Origin of the sequence: Thalassococcus halodurans (assembly GCF_900108225.1) — a bacterium.
Classification (GTDB): domain Bacteria; phylum Pseudomonadota; class Alphaproteobacteria; order Rhodobacterales; family Rhodobacteraceae; genus Thalassococcus; species Thalassococcus halodurans.
This window is the reverse complement of the sequence record NZ_FNUZ01000005.1, coordinates 46,938-65,111: the sequence shown is the minus strand read 5'-3', so window position 1 is coordinate 65,111 and position 18,174 is coordinate 46,938. Positions and strand designations below refer to the sequence as shown.

The following is an 18,174-nucleotide window of genomic DNA, read 5'->3' as shown; positions in this document are numbered from 1 at the left end:
CTCCAGCGGGCCGCTGCCCCGGCGTGCGCCTAAATAGTACACATGGGTGTACTCCTTAAGCGGGGCTGGCGTCCAGCTGGCGGCTTCCAGGCCGAGACCACCCGAGCATAGGTCGGATGGCTCGGTCAGTGGATTGTTGCTCCCGATATAAACCGAGAGACACATGATTAGGCGCTTGCCGGTTCGTTGGCCGCTTCCGGTGCAGGCTCGCCTGCCTCTTCGTGATCCGCCAGCCAACGTTCGGCCTCAAGCGCGGCCATGCAGCCCATGCCTGCCGATGTGACCGCCTGACGGTATTTGTGATCCGTCAGGTCGCCCGCGGCAAAGATGCCGGGGATCGAGGTTTCGGTGCTGTCCGGTTTGGTCACGACATAGCCGCCCATGTGTGTTTCCAGCACGTCCTTGACCAACTCGTTCGCAGGCGCGTGGCCGATCGCGACGAAAACGCCCTTACAGGGGATTTCGGTGATCTCGCCTGTGTTCACATTCTTGGCGCGCACGCCTTCAACACCCTTGGGGTTCTCCGAGCCGAAGACTTCGTGCAGTTCGTGGTGCCACAGCGTTTCGACCTTGGGATGCTTGAACAGGCGGTCCTGCAGGATCTTTTCCGCTCGCAGCGTGTCGCGGCGGTGGATCAACGTGACCTTGGAGGCAAAGTTCGTCAGGAACAGCGCCTCTTCTACAGCGGTGTTGCCGCCGCCGATGACCACGATTTCCTGACCACGATAGAAGAAGCCGTCACATGTGGCACAGGCAGAGACGCCAAAGCCCTTGAACTCTTCTTCTGTTTCCAGACCCAGCCATTTCGCGCGGGCGCCGGTTGCCAGAATGACGGCATCCGCCGTGTAGGTCGTGCCGCTGTCGCCGTGGGCCACGAAGGGGCGTTTGTCTGTTTCCAGCTTGGTGATGATGTCGCCGATGATTTCAGTGCCCATGGCGCGCGCGTGCGCTTCCATGTTGATCATCAGTTCGGGGCCCTGGATTTCGGTGTGGCCGGGCCAGTTTTCAACTTCGGTCGTGGTGGTCAGCTGACCGCCGGGTTCGATGCCCTGCACCAGAACGGGATTCAGCATGGCGCGGCTGGCGTACACACCTGCGGTATACCCTGCCGGGCCAGAGCCGATGATAAGAACCTTCGTGTGTTTCGTGTCTGCCATGCCGGCCTCCGATCGCGTCTTGTATATTCCGAGTCAGATTGGGATATACGCCCGCAACATCCGCCGCGCAAACGCTGCACACGGAAAAGAGACCTGTTGGCGCATTGAATATTTTTTGCGCAAGATAATTTCTCTTTAGTGAAATAATATTGCGCGTGATGGGTGGCGTGATATAACTTCGCAAAATTTCTGGGAGATACTGGCACATGCCCAGCCACAGGCTTGATCCGATTGACCGCAAGATCCTTTCCGAGCTGCAAGCAGATGGTCGCATGACCAACGTCGAACTTGCAAAGCGCGTTGGTATTTCGGCTCCGCCCTGTTTGCGCCGCGTTCGCGCGCTGGAAGAACAGGGGTTCATTCGCGGCTACCATGCCGAGGTCAATCCGCGTGAGTTGGGCTTTGAGGTTCAGGTTTTTGCGATGGTCGGTCTGCAAAGCCAGGCTGAATCCGACCTGTCGGCGTTTGAAGAACGTTGCAATGAATGGTCGCTGGTTCGCGAATGTCACATGCTGAACGGCGAAGTGGATTTCATCCTGAAATGCGTGGCGCCGGATCTGTCGACGTTCCAGACATTCCTGACATCCGAATTGCTGACCACGCCCAACGTGGCCAGCGTCAAAACCTCGTTGGTTATTCGCGGTGCCAAGGACGAACCGGGTGTGCCGTTTGATGTATTGGAAGAGCGCCTGGCCCAAATGGCCTGACGCATTTGGTCCGGTGTGCGACCTCGGGTCAGCCCGAGGTCAGTTGCCGGATCACCTCAAGACGGGTGCGGGGCAGGGCCATTTCGCCGAAGTCTTCGAAATCATGAACATTCGGGAACAGGCTTAGGAACTGGTCGTACTGATCAGGGCCCAAGGTGCGTTTGATGTTCGGGCCGGGGTGATATGTTTCGACGCTGACGCCGCCCACATTGATCATCGCATGGTGACGCAGCGCGATATGGAACATCTGGACCGAGCTGGCAGGCGTGATTTCGATCAGGCGGTCGCCGTCGACCATATCCGCCATGGGCAGCAGAACGCTGTCATTGCCGATCAACGGGCGCAGATGGGCGCGCTGGTACCGGACGCGTGCGGCAGGGCCGAACATAGTGTCGGTGATCGGGCCGTGATCGCCATAGGCACCGGCGTTGCTGCGGTACAGGCCTGTCAGGCTGCTGTCTGTGCCTTCGATATTGGGAACGTAAGACGTCGATCCGATCCAGACGACGGGTTCGGGGCCGTGTTCTGTTTCGACGAAATCGCCGGGGATCAGGTCTTCTACAGCGACGGGGCCGCTGACTGTCGGGATAATGGTGCCGCGGGCAAAGGCCGATGCGGTGTCTTCGAAAACAGATGTGGCCGGAGCGACAACCTGTTTGGTTTCGATGGAGAGATCAGACATCAGGGCGGCGACCTCGTATTTGCGCTGGTGAGAGAGTTTGCGCTGAGGTCGGCCGCCATCCGATGGAGTAAACTGGCCCTGTTGGACCGGTACGGAAACATTGTCGCGGATACGCCCGCTGAACTGGAGACTCGACATGTGAACACCCGAAGGTTGGCCACATCCATGTTGGTCCCCACCAACTATCACAGACGGACGTTTACGACTTGTTGACCATGTTTTGGCCTTATTTCCGCAATTGTGTCAAAAAAAAACCGAACTGGTCCACGTTAACGGACCAATCCGGTTCTTGGGGGAGGAATTGTCTTCGTACGTCTAGCTAATGCGCCACATTTCGCGGTGCGTCAGCCGAATCGCTGTCCAAATTACGCCCGTTTTTGTGCTGCCGGTTGCGCGTCGCGTTTGGCGATCATCGCCTGACGTGTGGCGCCGCGTTCCCAAGGAAGCTTGGTTTCGGTTGTTGCCGCTGTTTTCAGAACGGATTTGATAAAGCGTGTACGAGTTTTCATTTTGCTGCTCCTGAACCTGCCAATAGGCTTTTATCTTGTTGTTAAAGACAATTTGACCGGCCATCGGGGCAGGGTTTTGACAAGAACGAGACAATTTGACGGTTTTCGTCACATTGTCCGGTTTCGCGGGAAAATCGCGGTTTTTAGCTAAAAGCAGCAACAAACAGGCGCAATTGGCCTGATTGTTTCCACGCGATTTGGGGAAATGTGTCGCGAATAAGGCCCGATTTCGGGTGTTACAGCCGGATGACCGAGATCAGCCTGCCATAATCTGCCTCTTTTGCGTGGGTCGCGCGGCGATACGAAAAGAAGCGGTCAGCATCGGAATAGGTGCAATGGCGCGTCCATTCCGCGTTCACTCCGGCAGAGCGCAGTTTGTGCAGGCCGAAGGCGGGCAGGTCGAAATGCATCCGGTCACCTTGCCCCCCGGCAAAGAAGCGGGCGTTGGCTTGGTCTTCCATCAGGAAGGCGTCCAGAAACTCGGGCCCGACCTCATAGGCGCGTTGGCTGATCGACGGGCCGACGACCGCGGTGATGTTATCGCGGTCCGCGCCAAGGGCGATCATAGCATCAACGGTGTTTTCCAGAATGCCGTCCAGCGCACCGCGCCATCCGGCGTGGGCAGCGCCGACAACACCAGCTTTGGGATCGGCAAACAGCACCGGCTGGCAGTCAGCCGTCAGAATCGCCAGCGCCAGACCCGGCTGGTTTGTCACCATAGCGTCCGCGCGGGGGCGGGGGGCCTTGGGCTCCATCGGGTCTGTGACGGTCACGACCTCGGCCGAATGGATCTGATGGACAAACACCAGATTGCGGTCAGCCACGTCCATGGATTTCGCCACGCGGTCACGGTTGATCTGCACGATATCGGACTGGTCCGAAGACCCCGCACCACAGTTCAGACCGTGGAACACGCCAGAAGACGCGCCGCCCTTGCGGGTAAAAAACCCGTGGTGGACGGGTGAAAGACTATCAGATGTGATGATCTCAAGCGTCATGGTTCCAGTCCGGGCGGAGTCGTCGATGCATCAGGTGTGATACCGATTACCTTGAACAGCAACCCCATTTCATCGGGGTGGGTCAACCGGCGGTGTGCCGCAATATGGGTTTCCAACGCATCGCCGCTTAGTTTCGCAGCAAGCGCCTGTGCACGAGGCGTAATGCCCAACCGTTCCAGAAACACCCCTTGGGGCGTCAGGCGGCTGTGCACGGCGGGGGCGCAGGATTTCGCCAAGGCCTCGAAATCCACATGGGCGGTCAGATCGGCGTTGCCGGGGTTGTCCAGCGGGCCGACCTTTTTCTGTGCCTGAAGCGCTTGGAACGTGTCGCCCAAAGACCGCCAGTCGCCATAGTCGATGATCAGGGCCGTACCCCCGTGTGCACCGATCATCGCGCCGATATGGGCCATGATCGTTTGCGCAGGCGTGCAGGTTTCCACCAGATCACCGTCTTTCGTATCCTCCAGCCGGTGATCCAGTTCCGACAGCGGCAGGGCATCGGTGCGGCCAAAGGCCAGTTGACCGTCGCTTAGCCCGATCACACGTTCCGCCCAACCGTCGCCATCGCGGATGAACTGGCGGATGGGCAGGGCATCAAAGAATTCGTTCGCAACTAGGAACAGTGGCGCGTCGGGCAGGGCGGTGACGGTGTCGTGCCATTCCGGCGCGTGGTCCTTGAGCGTTTCGGCCTGCACCTGTCGCAGGGTCGGCGATGCCTCGACCAGATGAATGTGTGCCGCGTCGTGAAACCCCGGCACACGCGCGGTGGCCCGCAGGATATCGGCCATCAGCGTGCCGCGTCCGGGGCCGAGTTCGGCGAGTGTAAAGGGCTTGGGCGCCCCCTGATCCAGCCAGCTTTGTGCAAGGCAAAGGCCCAGAAGCTCACCAAACATCTGGCTGATTTCCGGCGCGGTGATGAAATCGCCCTGCGCGCCGAACGGATCGCGGGTGCTGTAATACCCGTGCTCGGGGTGCATCAGACAGGTCGCCATATAGTCGGCGATGCTCATCGGGCCGGTCTGCGCAATGCGCGAGGTCAGGATATCGCGCAGCCCGCTCATGCCGCGCGCCGCGCCCGCAGGATCAGGTAGAGCCCGAACAAGATCATCGGTAGCGACAGGGTTTGCCCCATAGTCAGGCCAATCTCGCCAATCCGGTAGGCCAGACCCAACGGGTTGTCCGGTGTCTGGAACTGCACATCAGGCTGGCGGAAAAATTCGACAATAAAGCGCGCCATGCCATAGCCCATGACAAAGACGCCCGTGGTCAAAAGCGGTGTTTTCAGTGCGCCTTTGCGGAACACCAGCCAGAGCAGGACAATGCCCAGCAGCAACCCCTCAAGCCCCGCTTCATAAAGCTGGGATGGATGACGTGCGCAAAGTTCGCCAAACGGCTGGCCACAGGCCTGTGCCAATTCGCCGGGAAATACCACGCCCCACGGCAGATCGGTCTGACGGCCCCAAAGTTCGGCATTGATAAAATTCGCAATCCGCCCCAGCAACAGCCCCGGCGGTGTGGCCAGCGCCAGCATATCGGCGGTTTTGGCCATGTTGATCTTGTTTTTCAGGCAGAAACCGACGGCCGCGATGATCACGCCCAGAAAACCGCCGTGAAACGCCATGCCGCCCTGCCAGATCGCAAAGATCTGCAAGGGATTCGCAAGGTAATAGGCCGGCTGGTAAAACAGCACGAAGCCAAGCCGCCCGCCAAGAATGACGCCAAGAATGATCCAGGTCAGCAGTTCCTCGATCTTTTCAGGGGGCATGGGCGGTGTGTCATCGCGCCACAGGGCGGCGCGTTTGACCGCCATCACAGCAAGCCGCCATCCGATCAGGATGCCCGCGATATAGGCCAGTGCATACCAGCGCAAAGCAAAGGTCATTCCGAACAATGAGACGGAAAACACATCGGGTGAAATGGCGGGGAAGTTGAGTGCTGCGGGAACCATGGATGCCTCTGTGCAAAGGGATGCGGCCTAAGTCAACCTTGTGAGTCGGGCCATTGCACCCCATATAGGGATCAAGTGTTACAGCAGAGAGAGCCCCATGCAGACTCGTAACAAAGTGTTCGACGATATTTCGCAACTTATGACCAACGCGATGGGCGTGGCCCAAGGCGCACGGCAAGAAGCCGAGACCGCCATGAAGTCCATGCTGGACCGTTGGCTGGCGGATCGTGACTTTGTGACCCGCGAAGAATTCGACGCGGTCCGCGCGATGGCCCAGAAAGCCCGCGAAGAAAACGAAGCGCTGAAAGCCCGCCTTGATGCGCTGGAGAAAGACAAGGGCTGAGCGCTCTGACTTTCTGATGATAAAGCCCCGACGCAGACGCGTGCGGGGCTTTTCTTTTAGGCGATTGCGTAAAGCGACACCTTCACAGACTGTTTCTGCCTACCGCCTGTGCCTACGAACAACGTGCGGTTGACCCACTCGTAGCGGGGATCGCCCGTTTCCAAACGCGCGTGGGTGCGCATGTAATAGTCGCTGACGGGGACGTCTTCACCACGGGCCACAGCGGCCAACACCTCGGCCGGACCATGGCGATAGCCGTAGTTGATGATCTCGATGATCGCGCCGTCGTCGGTTTCCATGGCATAGCGCGTGTCCAGTTCGGCCATTCCGCCGTCGAACACCGTCTGCCAATCCGCGCCAAGGTTCAGGATACGTCCGTTTAGCTTTGGCCCCTCGACACGACCGCCGATGATCGGAATGATCCGGCGATGTCCTGCGCGGCCCTGACCCATTTCGGTGATCGGATCCAGTTCGACATAGAGGTCGCACACGTGGTCCAGAGTCGGGGCAGGGATGGTCATATACTCGCCTTTCAAATCGTTTGAGGGGAATGGATCAGGAATGGCCTGCGGGTTCAAGCATGAACCGAGCCGGTGGTCAGACGGTGCGCATCAGGTTTATGATAGCGCAAACGTCACAGGGGAGCCGTCCGGCATGAAGCGATCAACCATCAACGATATCATGGCCGCCGCAGATGATCTGATCCGGCAGCACGGCTTTGCCCTGCCGCCTTTTGCCTATTGGACGCCGGACGAATTCCGCGCACGCCAGTCAGACGCCCGACATGTGATCGACGCGCGCTGCGGCTGGGACATCACCGATTACGGGGCAGGTCGGTTCGACGAAATGGGGCTGTTCCTGTTCACCCTACGCAACGGCCGGCTGGCCGATCTGCAACGGGGCGGCGGCATGTGTTATGCCGAAAAGCTTCTGATTTCCCGTCAGGATCAGCTTTCACCAATGCACACCCATGTGATCAAGGCCGAAGACATCATCAACCGCGGCGGCGCGGATTTGGTGATCGAGCTGTTCGGTTCCGATGACCAAGGCAACTTTGCCGAAGATCAGGGCGGCACAGTGTGGTGCGACGGCATCCGCCGCGATTTTGCTGCCGGTGAAAAGCTGGTCCTGCGTCCGGGGGAAAGCGTGACCCTGATGCCGGGGGATTGGCACGCCTTTTGGGGCGAAGGCGGTGACGTTCTGATTGGTGAAGTGTCGACGGTGAACGATGATGAAACCGACAACATCTTCCGCGAACCCATAGGCCGGTTCGCCGAAATTGACGAAGACGTTGACCCGACGCATCTTTTGGTCAGTGATTACGGGACTTGGTTCCGCTGAGGCGGGTTTGGGGCGCTATGTGAAGGTCATGCGCCGCAATTTTCAGCGTGACCTAGAATTTTGTAAGTGATTTTAAGGAATTGAGTAAGTTGTATGAGTGGAATTTTCGACATCATTGCATCTACAGAATTTCGCAACACGATGTACGGCCTGTCCATCGTCTGCCTGATTTTGGCGGTTGGCGTGGCCATTGTCGCAATGGTTTTCTATGGCAGAGCGCGCGAAACAGAGGGCGTCCCTAAAGAGCAGGAAAAATGGGTGCTTCTTTTCGCAACATGGCGGGACAGCCTGATCATTACGTTGCTCTATACGTCAGAAAGCATCGTCTACAGGTTCAGTGAATTCAGCGGCCTGTCCGAGGTCATATCCGGGCGCATCTACCTATTCTCGCCCGTCGTGCAGCCGGTGTTCAGCCTGATCACATCCGTTCTGATTTTCATGATCGTCGTCACACGCGTGATCGCGATTTCCAGATGGCTGGGGTCACAGAAAGACACCCGGTAGGCGAGTCATTGATCGCGATGCTGTAATCAACGCGTCCGCGCGTTTTGAATGCAACGAGCCGTCAGGGTAGGCGAAGTCCCTGTTCTTCAAAGCCCTTGAGGATGAAATTCGCGCCTTCGTAAGTTAAGTGGCCGTAGTCCCAAGCAAGTGGGATTCCCGTCTCATCTACTGAAATGCATTCATCACTGGTTTTGGCGCAGAGAAGGTCGAGCAACGAATAATAGGTGCCACCTTGGGTTACGACCAGTTCTTTCATGGATGCGTCGATCTCTTTCAGTAAATCTTGTTTGGTGTAGCTGTTTCTCAATTCTTGGGTAGAGCGACGCGGCAATGCGTCTGCGAGTAAGAGCGAGGGCAGCGGCATGACGTATTCAAGTGTCGGTCCGAATACGATCACTTCGTCGGCAAACTGCTTCAGATATTTGACGGTACTCTCAATTTTTGACCAGTCATTGTTCTTCCATCGTGCGCTCAGGATGATCGTTTTATAACGGCCTTCTGTCAGAAGCCCGTCAAACAAATGTCTGTAAATTTCCGCGCACTGACGAGAATTTTTGCTTTTCTCTTTGTTAGGAGTGCCCCCTAGAAGCGGAAGGCACAGCGAGTAGCTTGCTATGTGAAAATATGCCTCGGGATAACGATTGCGAAGCGCAGCCTGAAAATGATGTGCATGGCTGTCGCCCATCAAGAGGACGGGAACGCCAAAACGATCCTCATCAAGGCATTTGATTTCAAGTTCGTTTCTGTCGAAGTCAGGAAAGCTGCAGGCGTAATTCTTTGATTTTACTTTTTTTCGCTCAAGATACTCCGCAATCAGTTGGTTTTCGGCAGAAAGCCGTCCGGGCACGCCTTCATTTTTGAATAGGAAAAAGCCAAGAAGTCCAATAGCTGTCGCTATCGAAAATGCGACGGCCAGAACCCAGAACGAGCTGTCCTTGCGTTGCCGGAATGGCGTTTCGATAAAGCGGTAGGACAGGTAGGACAGGGCCAATGTGACCAGCGCGAGCACGGCAATGTCGTGGCCATCCGGCATCGCGCCGGAATTCCAGACAATAAAAAACACAAAGAGCGGCCAGTGCCAGAGGTAGGCGGAATACGAGATTTTGCCGACCCCGACCAAGGGAGTGATCGATAACAAGCGGTCGGCCCAGCCGTTCTGTCCTTTGGGCCAGACGATCAATCCCGCGCCAACAGTCGCCCCGATGATCCCGTATTCCATCGTCTTGTCATCGGCGGTGGTCAATGTAGCGCTGGCAAGGATCAATGCGAGTCCGATCAGAACCTGCACCTCTGACAGGCCCCTTTTGGAAACGCTTGGCGCAAAGGCAATCATCGCGCCCAAGCCCAGTTGCCAAGCGCGTGTCGGCAACATGAAAAATGAAAACTCCGGATTGGTTCCGCGATTGAGAAGAAGCCAGGCAAAGCTTGCGGCGCAAAGCACGAACAGAACGGCGAGGTTCAGTCTTGCACTCAACTTGAGCCATGAGAGTGTCGCCACGCAGATCAGCGGCCAGATCAGGTAAAACTGTTCTTCAACGCCAAGTGACCAAGTGTGCAGAAGTGGAAGCTGATGGGCCTCCTTGCTGAAGTATCCGGTTTCGGACAGGAAATAGAAGTTTGAGACGCCGAACACGGCATACATCGCCTGTTCGCCAAGCGCCTTAAGATCAAGCGGCAGCAGTAGGATGTAGCCTGCCACAAGACTGGATCCGACCACGGCGAACAGAGCGGGAAGTATGCGCCGCGCACGACGTGCGTAGAAATCAGCGAAACGGAATTGACCGCGTTCTATCTGTGACAGAATCTGGCTGGTGATCAGAAAACCGCTGATCACAAAGAAAACATCGACGCCAAGATACCCGCCGGAAAATTGAGTTAAGCCGAAATGGTATGCTATCACCAATAGGACTGCGATTGCTCTGAGGCCGTCAATATCTGCGCGGTACTGCACTTGGGAAAACCTATTTTGTCTAAATGCAGTTAGCTTATGCTGCTGGCTTTCAGGAACAAGCAAAATTTTGCGATCAAGGGCACTTCGGGTGGCGGCATTGATTGCGCTCAAGTCGCATGGTGTTTTGAAATGTCGCCGAATAACAAAAGGCTCAGCCGTTTCGGGTGATCCTGCCGCGCGGGGCGAGTGTGCAGAGCCTGCGGATCGATCCGGAAAAATCACGAAAGTTGCCGGGCCAGTGCGTGGCGGGGTCTTTGGCGAACGCAAGATACTGGCTGCGGGCGTCCGAGTTAAAGCCGACGTGCACCCCCAAATTTCGTTCGCAACGGTCCAGTTCGTGCACCAGGTTTGCCTCGATATCCTCGGTGCGGCTGCGCAAGGGGGGCAGGGTAAAGCTCCATGTGTTCAGGCGGGCGAGCAGGTCGGGGCGAAATTGCCCCGCGGCGGCAAGGCTGCGCAGATCACGGTTGGCTCCGGCGATCAGATGGAACCGGCTTGAGATTTCGTGATCCGAACCCAGCGGATAGAACCGCCCTGTTTCAATCGCGTGAAGCAGCACGTACTGCATGTTCGGGCTTAACTCGTCCACATCGCCCAGAAACAGGACGCCGCCGTCTGCCTCGCGCAGAAGACCGCTGCGTTCGGTGCCCGCTGTCCCAAGGTATGAACGGCGCTGTCCGAAAAGCGTGGCCATGGCATCGGGGCCGTTCAAGGTTGCACAGTTCACGTGAACCGAAGCGGCACTGAGCTCGCGGAGGGAAGCGTACAAATTGTTTGGTTTTTGATGGTTCAGGCATATCAAGATTCTGCTAGTCATCGTCAAATTGTGGTTCTGCGTTTGAGCTTGAAAGGCTTGCTCCCCGCAATCGGAAAGTGGCTGAAAAGACAGCCTCTTAGACATTGACTGTCTTGCCTAGTTGCCGCCACTTGCTTGGCCGTTTGATTTCGTAAATATCGTCAGCCAAGTTAAGAGGTAGCGAACATGTCGATAGCCTATCGCCCAGAGATTGACGGGTTGCGCGCAATTGCCGTTATTCCGGTTGTTCTTTTCCATGCGGGGTTTCCCGCTTGGACCGGAGGCTTTGTTGGTGTCGACGTATTTTTTGTGATTTCGGGTTTTCTTATCAGTTCGATAATCCTAACCGACCTTGAAGCTGGCCGATTTAGTATTACTCGCTTCTGGGAAAGGCGTGCGCGGCGTATTCTTCCCGCGCTTCTTTTGGTGACTCTCGCGTCAGTGTTGGTGTCTTGGTTTTTCTTAACCCAAACTCAGCTTCGTGATTTTGGAGAAAGTGTTAGCGCGGTCGCGACGTTTTCATCCAATATCCATTTCCGTTTGGAGTCTGGCTATTTTGATAGCGCTGCTGAGATGAAGCCACTGCTGCACACGTGGAGCCTCGCTGTCGAAGAGCAGTTTTATATCATCTTTCCGGTTATCCTATGGGGCCTTTGGCGATTGCATCGCTGGGCGGCTGGAGTCGGAATTGTGGTGCTAGCGTCCATGAGCCTGATTGGGGCTCAGAATGGACTTAGCGATGATCCCGATGCCGTTTTCTTTTTACTGCCTGCAAGAATGTGGGAGTTGCTAGTCGGTGTCTTGATTGCGATTTACCTTCGATCGCCGCAGGCAATAGTCCCGCGGCGGTGGCTGGCCGAGGCGGGCTGCCTTCTTGGAATAGCTATGATCGGCTTTGCCGTCTTCTACTTCGATGACTCTATCCCCTTTCCTGGTGTGGCGGCGCTAATACCTACTCTTGGCACGGCTCTGATCTTGTTCTTCGCGCGACCCGATCTCTTAAGCAGTAGAATTCTGCAGTGGAGGCCTTTTGTGGGGTTGGGTTTGATCTCGTTCGGATTGTACCTGTGGCACCAGCCACTATTCGCCTACTTGCGTCATGGTTTTCTTGGAGCGCCTGTGCCCGCATGGGCCTTCTGGTTGGCAATAGTTGCATCTTTTGCTCTGTCGTGGGCCAGTTACGCGTTTGTCGAAAAACCCATGCGTTACAGCAAACGTTTGAGCACACGCGGCGTTTTGATTGTCGCAATCATAAGTCTTGGATCGCTTTATGGCTTAGGATGGCTGATCACTCAGCCGCAGGCTAAGTCGCTTTTACGTGTAGAGCGCCACTTCAACTATCTGGACTACCGGATCGACAACCAGCTTCTTAAAACCGAAAGCTGGAGTGAACTGCGCTTACTTGCCGGGAACGCTGACTACGGCGTGGCCAAGAATAAATTTGATAATCATCTGTGGTTCGATGATGACGGTAACGATCAGAAGATTTTGGTGATTGGGAATTCCCATGCCAAAGATGTTTTCAATATCCTTACTCGCTCCAAGGTCGTAACCGATCAAGCTCAAGTCGCACGCTTTGGTACGCAAATCGCTGACATAGACCCGCGCCTTTGGCAGAGTCCCAATTTCTTGGCTGCTAACACGATACTTATTGCAACCGCCTTTGGCCCCAATGATTTAAGCGAGTTGGAAGCGGTTGTGAAAAGGATACTTGCGGCAGGGAAATCGGTTTACATTTTGCGGCCATTTCCCAGCTTTCCAGGGACTGGGGACTACACTCTTGCAGATCAAATGGCACTGGACTGTCTTCGCAATGTGGCTTGCGACCGAGGCACGTTTCATGACCGAGTAAATTCAGCATACTTTGATCACTATTCAACAGTTGGACCAAACTCGAATGTGGTCGCTATCAACTCAGAACTGGACCGTTTAGTGGTAAAAATTCCGGCCATTACTCTAATCGGCCGCGCTGATTACATCTGCGACGATACTGTTAAGCGTTGCCTTGGCATGACGGAGGATTGGGCCAAGACGCTTTATGACACAGGGCACCACACAATTGCGGGTGCGCAAGCATTTGCTACGCGGGCAGATCTCATTGGGCTATTTCTGCCTCTAGTGGAGGGGCATAAAGATTGATAGTCTGAAGGAAAGCTAATCACGGGTTTGTCGATTGGCACCAAGTCCTGTTTGAAATTCCGGTCAACTTAAATAGATCAGCTGATCTATGTGTTCCTTTTAAACACCAGCTTGCGGTGTCCGCGATTGGTTTGGGCAATGGCTTTTGTACTCGCAATTGTCGCGGTCAGGCTCGCGTGCTACTCTCTCTAAAGTTGCAACGAGGGGCATTAGAAGGCAATCCACCACCTGCGCCGCGCTCTTGTCGTCCAGCCCGGTGCTCGCAGATCCCACCCACCATCGTCTTCAGGTTGATTTTTACTTTCGGGGTAGGACAACCAGATGTCGGGCTTGGTCTGCTGGTCTTTTCCAACGACGGCAAAGAAGAAATCGCCGGTTGCAGCACAAAGCTGCCGCCGCCTAAACTAAAACAGAAACTGAAGCAGAGCCTCCGTTGCGAAATCACCTCAGCATTCCGAGAAACTCTTACGATGGACAGAACGGCAGCTTGTATGTGTGGTGGCGTAGAATCCAGTTAGGCCATTCGATGCTCACTTCGTGCTACGAGGGTTCGCAGAGCCTCGGTCGTATTCGCCCGAAGGTGATCGAAAGATACCGAAGTAATGAAGTTCGTCGCGATCATCACCGAGATAGTCTTTGCATCCCAAGTGTCATGACTCACACTTGGGCCGAGCTTCCATGAGGCCGATGGACAAGAACCCTGTCACAAATGGCCAAGTCAGGTGTCACCCGACGATTTTATGGTAAGTGGTGAGCCGTGCAGGATTCGAACCTGCGACCCACTGATTAAAAGTCAGTTGCTCTACCAACTGAGCTAACGGCCCACTGTGGGGGGGCTTCTAGAAAGAGTGGCGGGTAGGGTCAACCCCGAAATTTGCGAAAAATTACTTTTACGCAAAACCCTATCGAAAAGACCCTGCGGCGGACCGAACGACAGGCACTGGAAAGCCCAAGCCAGCAGGCGTATATGCGGGCTATGGAACAGATGCGTGACAGTGGCCTCGGCTTTATGAAAATGCACGGGCTCGGCAATGATTTTGTCGTGCTGGATGGGCGTGTGCGCGAAATTGATGTGACACCTGCCTTGGCGCAGGCCATCGGGCACCGGAATTTTGGTGTGGGATTCGATCAACTTGCACTGATCGAGGCGCGCGGCGCAGGAGATGCGCATCTGACGTTTTACAATTCCGACGGATCCACCTCGGCGGCCTGTGGCAATGCGACTCGGTGCATTGCGGCCTATCTGATGGACGAATCCGGTCGTGACAGCCTGACGCTGACCACGGATCGCGGCGAACTGGCTGCGGTGCGCGGCGAGGGTGGTTTGGTTTCCGTAAACATGGGCCCGCCTCAGCTAGACTGGCAGGACATTCCGCTGGCCCATGAGATGGACACGCTGGAGCTGCCGATTGAGGGTGCGCCGACCGCGACCGGTATGGGCAACCCTCATTGCACTTTCTTTGTTGAGGATGCCGAGGCGGTTGATCTGCCCTCCTTTGGCGCGAAACACGAACATCATCCGCTTTATCCGCAGCGCACCAATGTGCAGGTGGCCCATGTTGTGGGGCCGGATCACCTTCGTATGCGGGTGTGGGAACGGGGCGTGGGCGTCACGCTGGCGTCTGGTTCGTCGTCTTGTGCCACTGCGGTCGCGGCCGCGCGTCGCGGGCTGACGGGGCGCAAGGTTCAGATTGATCTGGACGGCGGCACGCTGTGGATTGACTGGCGCGACGATGGTGTCTGGATGACGGGCCGAACCGCGCATGTGTTTGACGGCGTTCTGACCCAAGCGTGGCTTGAGGCGAATACATGACAGGCGTGCCCAAGTTTACCACGCTTGGTTGCCGGTTGAACGCCTACGAGACCGAAGCGATGAAGCGTATGGCCGAAGAGGCCGGCGTATCGGACGCTGTGGTGATCAACACCTGCGCTGTGACGGCCGAGGCTGTGCGCAAGGCGCGTCAGGAAATCCGCCGCCTGCGTCGCGAAAACCCCGATGCCAAGCTGATCGTAACGGGCTGCGCCGCCCAGACCGAGCCTGAAACCTTTGCCGCTATGGCCGAGGTCGACACCGTCATCGGCAATACCGAGAAGATGTCGCCCGAGACATGGGCAGGAATGGCCGCTGATTTCATCGGCGATACCGAACGTGTGCAGGTCAACGACATCATGTCCGTGACGGAAACGGCCAATCACCTGATTGACGGGTTCGGCACCCGCAGCCGCGCTTATGTGCAGGTTCAGAACGGCTGCGATCACCGCTGTACGTTCTGCATCATCCCCTATGGTCGCGGCAATTCGCGGTCTGTCCCCGCTGGCGTTGTGGTGGATCAGATCAAGCGATTGGTGGATCAGGGTTATAACGAGGTCGTGCTGACTGGCGTTGATCTGACGTCCTGGGGCGCGGATTTGCCTGCGGAACCCAAACTAGGCGATCTGGTGATGCGTATCCTGAAGCTGGTGCCTGATTTGCCGCGTCTGCGCATTTCGTCGATCGATTCCATCGAGGTGGATGAAAACCTGATGCAGGCCATTGCGACAGAGCCGCGGTTGATGCCGCACCTGCACCTGTCCTTGCAGCATGGCGATGACCTGATCCTCAAACGGATGAAGCGCCGTCACCTGCGCGATGATGCGATCCGGTTCTCGGAAGAGGCACGCAAGCTGCGCCCCGAGATGACCTTTGGCGCCGATATCATCGCGGGCTTCCCGACCGAGACCGAGGCGCATTTCGAAAACTCGCTGAAACTGGTCGAGGACTGCGCGCTGACATGGCTGCACGTCTTCCCGTACAGCCCGCGCCAAGGCACCCCAGCCGCGCGGATGCCGCAGGTGAACGGCAAAGCGATCAAGGATCGCGCCCGCCGTCTGCGCGAGGCCGGTGATCTGGCCGTCGAACGCCACCTGTCGGCGCAAGTGGGGCGTACCCATCAGGTGCTGCTGGAAGCGGCGGATATGGGGCGAACAGAGCAGTTCACCGAGGTCAGCTTTGCCACGCCCCAACCGGTGGGCCAGATCATCGAGGTGGCGATTTCGGGCCATAAGGGTGGGCAGCTGGTGGCATGTCGCTGATCATATTCCTTCACGGGGCGTCCAGCAGTGGCAAAACCACGCTGGCCCGTGCAATCCGTGATGCCTCTTACAGGCAATATGTTCAGCTGTCGTTTGACACCTTTCGCGATAGCGGAGCATTTGATCTGGACCGAGATTGGTCATCCCAGAGAAGCCGCATTTTTCAAGGTCTGCACGCTAGTTTCGCGGCATTTGCCGATGCGGGAAATGACCTGATTGTCGAACACATTCTGGATGATCCCGAATGGCATAAGGACTTGCAGGGGCTGTTCGCCGGACATCAAGTTCTGTTCGTCGGTGTTCACACGGACAAAGACACGTTGAATGACCGAGAGCGCCGTCGAGGGGATAGGCCCAAAGGCAGCGCTGCGAGGGACTTCGATACAGTTCATCGCGGGTTGAACTATGATGTCGAGGTCAATGGCACTAACGATCCCGAGGCAAATGCGGCCATTGTGCTTGCGGCGGTTGACCGGGCATCGCAACCCAGCACTTTCTTTTCGGGTGTCATTCTCTAAGCTCAACGGGCTTTTATTAGGAATTTGTCAGATGCATCCCAACCCGTCTTTTCGTGGCACCGATACGCAAACGGCCTTGGATTTTGCGGTCGAGCGAAGCTTTGGCACTTTGGCCGTCAGTTCGGATGGCGCGCCTCTTTTGTCTCATGTTCCGTTTTTGCTGAATGAGGCCCGGACCGAGGCGCAGTTGCATCTGGTGCGGTCCAATCCGATTTGTCGTGCGGCGAAAGACGGCTGTGCTGCGCGGATCGCGGTCAACGGGCCGGATGGATATATGTCTCCGGATTGGTACGGGGCTGAGGATCAGGTGCCCACGTGGAACTATATCGCGGTGCATCTGACAGGGCGGTTGGAACCTTTGCCCGAGGAGGCGTTAGAGCCGATGGTGGCGGCGCAATCGGCGTTTTTTGAGGGGCGTTTGGACAAAGCGCCTTGGACCATGGACAAAGTCAGTGACGACTTGCCAGCCAAGTTCTGGCGCATGATCCTGCCGTTCCGATTTGTGATCGAAGAGGTGGATAGCACCTTCAAGCTGAACCAGAACAAGACTGAAGGCGTGCGTCTAAGCGCGGCGGGTCGAGTGGAAGAGGGTGTGGGTGCAGAGTTGGCGCAACTGGCGGACTGGATGCGGACCCCTCCTGCGGCGAAAGGCAGCTAAGGCCAGAAGAATGCAGACAATCGTCCCATACTCCGGATGAGTGTTTGCGCTTGTATACGAATTCCGCCATGACAGTCCGATGACGATCCGAATGAAAGCTTTGCTGGTTCACCTGCTGACGGCCTCTGGTGCCGTCTTCGCCATGTTGGCGATGCTGGCGGCTGTGCAGGAAGAGTGGTCGATCATGTTTCTGTGGCTGGTGGTGGCCTTTGCCGTGGATGGCATCGATGGCCCCTTGGCGCGAAAATATGATGTGAAAACCAACGCGCCGCGTTTTGACGGTGTGCTGCTGGATCTGATCATCGACTATCTGACCTACGTGTTCATTCCGGCCTTTGCCCTGTTCCAATCAGGTCTTTTGCCCGGTTGGACGGGGTGGTTTGCGATCATCGCGATCACCTTTGCCTCGGCCATGTATTTCGCGGACTCCCGCATGAAAACGGATGATAATTCGTTCCACGGATTTCCCGGGTGCTGGAACATGTTGGTTCTGGTCATGTTCGCGATCCGACCCGAGATTATGGTGATCGTGGCGATTGTCGCGGCGCTGTCGGTGGCGATGTTCCTACCCTTGAAGTTCATCCATCCGGTACGGACAGAAAGGTGGCGGGTGGTGTCGCTGCCTGTGGCGCTGATGTGGACGGTGTTTGCGGGATGGGCGGCCTGGGTCGATTTCCACCCCGAAAGCTGGGCGCATTGGGGGTTGGTAGTTACGTCGGTTTATCTGATTTTTGTGGGCATCGCCCAGCAGATCGTCCCTTTGCGCAAGTGATGGTTTCGCCTTGCTGCGCAAGGCGACCGGTTGGGGGCGCTGCCCCCAAACCCCCGGAGTATTTCCAGACAGCTGAAAC

General features: G+C 56.6%; 19 protein-coding genes and 1 tRNA gene. 10 read left to right on the top strand and 10 right to left on the bottom strand.

What is annotated here, in order from left to right:
* Window positions 1–167: 167 nt before the first annotated feature.
* Complete coding sequence (gene trxB / locus C4S59_RS14840) at window positions 168–1,157, bottom strand: thioredoxin-disulfide reductase (RefSeq protein WP_103911310.1); 990 nt, start codon at window positions 1,155–1,157, stop codon at window positions 168–170.
* Window positions 1,158–1,363: 206 nt separating this feature from the next.
* Between trxB and C4S59_RS14835 the strand changes: the two genes are divergently transcribed.
* Window positions 1,364–1,864, top strand: coding sequence for an Lrp/AsnC family transcriptional regulator (locus C4S59_RS14835; protein ID WP_103911309.1), 501 nt, complete (start codon window positions 1,364–1,366; stop codon window positions 1,862–1,864).
* A 28-nt stretch (window positions 1,865–1,892) separates the two neighbouring features.
* Here C4S59_RS14835 and C4S59_RS14830 read toward each other — a convergent pair whose 3' ends face one another.
* The 5 genes from C4S59_RS14830 to lgt form a co-directional block, all read right to left on the bottom strand.
* The gene (locus tag C4S59_RS14830) at window positions 1,893–2,684 is read right to left on the bottom strand and encodes a Hint domain-containing protein (RefSeq protein ID WP_103911308.1); all 792 of its coding nucleotides are present in this window, start codon (window positions 2,682–2,684) and stop codon (window positions 1,893–1,895) included.
* Between the two features lie 227 nt (window positions 2,685–2,911).
* The gene (locus tag C4S59_RS19710; protein ID WP_200813233.1) at window positions 2,912–3,055 is read right to left on the bottom strand and encodes a hypothetical protein; all 144 of its coding nucleotides are present in this window, start codon (window positions 3,053–3,055) and stop codon (window positions 2,912–2,914) included.
* Between the two features lie 236 nt (window positions 3,056–3,291).
* Window positions 3,292–4,053 (bottom strand): peptidoglycan editing factor PgeF, encoded by a 762-nt coding sequence (gene pgeF, locus C4S59_RS14825; RefSeq protein ID WP_103911307.1) that lies wholly within the window; start codon window positions 4,051–4,053, stop codon window positions 3,292–3,294.
* Window positions 4,050–5,114 carry a class I SAM-dependent methyltransferase gene (locus C4S59_RS14820; RefSeq protein ID WP_103911306.1) on the bottom strand — a complete coding sequence of 355 codons (1,065 nt, stop codon included), beginning with the start codon at window positions 5,112–5,114 and terminating at the stop codon, window positions 4,050–4,052. The genes pgeF and C4S59_RS14820 overlap by 4 nt, the downstream gene beginning before the upstream one ends.
* Complete coding sequence (lgt, locus tag C4S59_RS14815; protein ID WP_103911305.1) at window positions 5,111–6,001, bottom strand: prolipoprotein diacylglyceryl transferase; 891 nt, start codon at window positions 5,999–6,001, stop codon at window positions 5,111–5,113. The genes C4S59_RS14820 and lgt overlap by 4 nt, the downstream gene beginning before the upstream one ends.
* A gap of 97 nt (window positions 6,002–6,098) precedes the next feature.
* On the opposite strand from lgt, the gene C4S59_RS14810 reads away from it, so the two are divergent.
* Complete coding sequence (locus C4S59_RS14810; RefSeq protein WP_103911304.1) at window positions 6,099–6,344, top strand: accessory factor UbiK family protein; 246 nt, start codon at window positions 6,099–6,101, stop codon at window positions 6,342–6,344.
* Between the two features lie 56 nt (window positions 6,345–6,400).
* Here the strand turns inward: C4S59_RS14810 and C4S59_RS14805 are convergent, their stop codons facing one another.
* A complete protein-coding gene (locus C4S59_RS14805) occupies window positions 6,401–6,865 on the bottom strand; it encodes a DUF3237 domain-containing protein (protein WP_103911303.1) in 465 nt (154 codons plus the stop codon).
* Between the two features lie 133 nt (window positions 6,866–6,998).
* On the opposite strand from C4S59_RS14805, the gene C4S59_RS14800 reads away from it, so the two are divergent.
* Both C4S59_RS14800 and C4S59_RS14795 read left to right on the top strand, forming a co-directional pair.
* Entirely contained in the window at window positions 6,999–7,685 is a 687-nt protein-coding gene (locus tag C4S59_RS14800) for a D-lyxose/D-mannose family sugar isomerase (protein ID WP_103911491.1), read from the top strand.
* Window positions 7,686–7,778: 93 nt separating this feature from the next.
* Window positions 7,779–8,189, top strand: a complete 411-nt coding sequence (locus C4S59_RS14795; RefSeq protein WP_103911302.1) for a hypothetical protein — start codon at window positions 7,779–7,781, stop codon at window positions 8,187–8,189.
* 61 nt (window positions 8,190–8,250) lie between these two features.
* Here C4S59_RS14795 and C4S59_RS14790 read toward each other — a convergent pair whose 3' ends face one another.
* Window positions 8,251–10,251 (bottom strand): acyltransferase family protein, encoded by a 2,001-nt coding sequence (locus C4S59_RS14790; protein ID WP_160006907.1) that lies wholly within the window; start codon window positions 10,249–10,251, stop codon window positions 8,251–8,253.
* A gap of 40 nt (window positions 10,252–10,291) precedes the next feature.
* Window positions 10,292–10,957, bottom strand: a complete 666-nt coding sequence (locus tag C4S59_RS14785; protein WP_234994786.1) for a sigma 54-interacting transcriptional regulator — start codon at window positions 10,955–10,957, stop codon at window positions 10,292–10,294.
* A 165-nt stretch (window positions 10,958–11,122) separates the two neighbouring features.
* Here C4S59_RS14785 and C4S59_RS14780 point away from each other — a divergent pair, with 165 nt between their 5' ends.
* Window positions 11,123–13,075 (top strand): acyltransferase family protein, encoded by a 1,953-nt coding sequence (locus C4S59_RS14780; RefSeq protein WP_103911300.1) that lies wholly within the window; start codon window positions 11,123–11,125, stop codon window positions 13,073–13,075.
* Between the two features lie 748 nt (window positions 13,076–13,823).
* Here the strand turns inward: C4S59_RS14780 and C4S59_RS14775 are convergent.
* Window positions 13,824–13,899: transfer RNA gene (locus C4S59_RS14775), tRNA-Lys, on the bottom strand.
* Window positions 13,900–14,042: 143 nt separating this feature from the next.
* Here C4S59_RS14775 and dapF point away from each other — a divergent pair.
* From dapF to C4S59_RS14750, 5 genes are all read left to right on the top strand, one after another.
* Complete coding sequence (gene dapF, locus C4S59_RS14770; protein WP_103911299.1) at window positions 14,043–14,888, top strand: diaminopimelate epimerase; 846 nt, start codon at window positions 14,043–14,045, stop codon at window positions 14,886–14,888.
* Window positions 14,885–16,147 (top strand): tRNA (N(6)-L-threonylcarbamoyladenosine(37)-C(2))-methylthiotransferase MtaB, encoded by a 1,263-nt coding sequence (gene mtaB / locus C4S59_RS14765; RefSeq protein ID WP_103911298.1) that lies wholly within the window; start codon window positions 14,885–14,887, stop codon window positions 16,145–16,147. Before dapF ends, mtaB begins: the two co-directional genes overlap by 4 nt.
* The gene (locus C4S59_RS14760) at window positions 16,138–16,665 is read left to right on the top strand and encodes a chloramphenicol phosphotransferase CPT family protein (RefSeq protein ID WP_103911297.1); all 528 of its coding nucleotides are present in this window, start codon (window positions 16,138–16,140) and stop codon (window positions 16,663–16,665) included. Before mtaB ends, C4S59_RS14760 begins: the two co-directional genes overlap by 10 nt.
* A gap of 31 nt (window positions 16,666–16,696) precedes the next feature.
* The gene (locus tag C4S59_RS14755) at window positions 16,697–17,323 is read left to right on the top strand and encodes an FMN-binding negative transcriptional regulator (protein WP_103911296.1); all 627 of its coding nucleotides are present in this window, start codon (window positions 16,697–16,699) and stop codon (window positions 17,321–17,323) included.
* 79 nt (window positions 17,324–17,402) lie between these two features.
* The gene (locus C4S59_RS14750; RefSeq protein ID WP_103911490.1) at window positions 17,403–18,095 is read left to right on the top strand and encodes a CDP-alcohol phosphatidyltransferase family protein; all 693 of its coding nucleotides are present in this window, start codon (window positions 17,403–17,405) and stop codon (window positions 18,093–18,095) included.
* Window positions 18,096–18,174 lie beyond the last annotated feature (79 nt).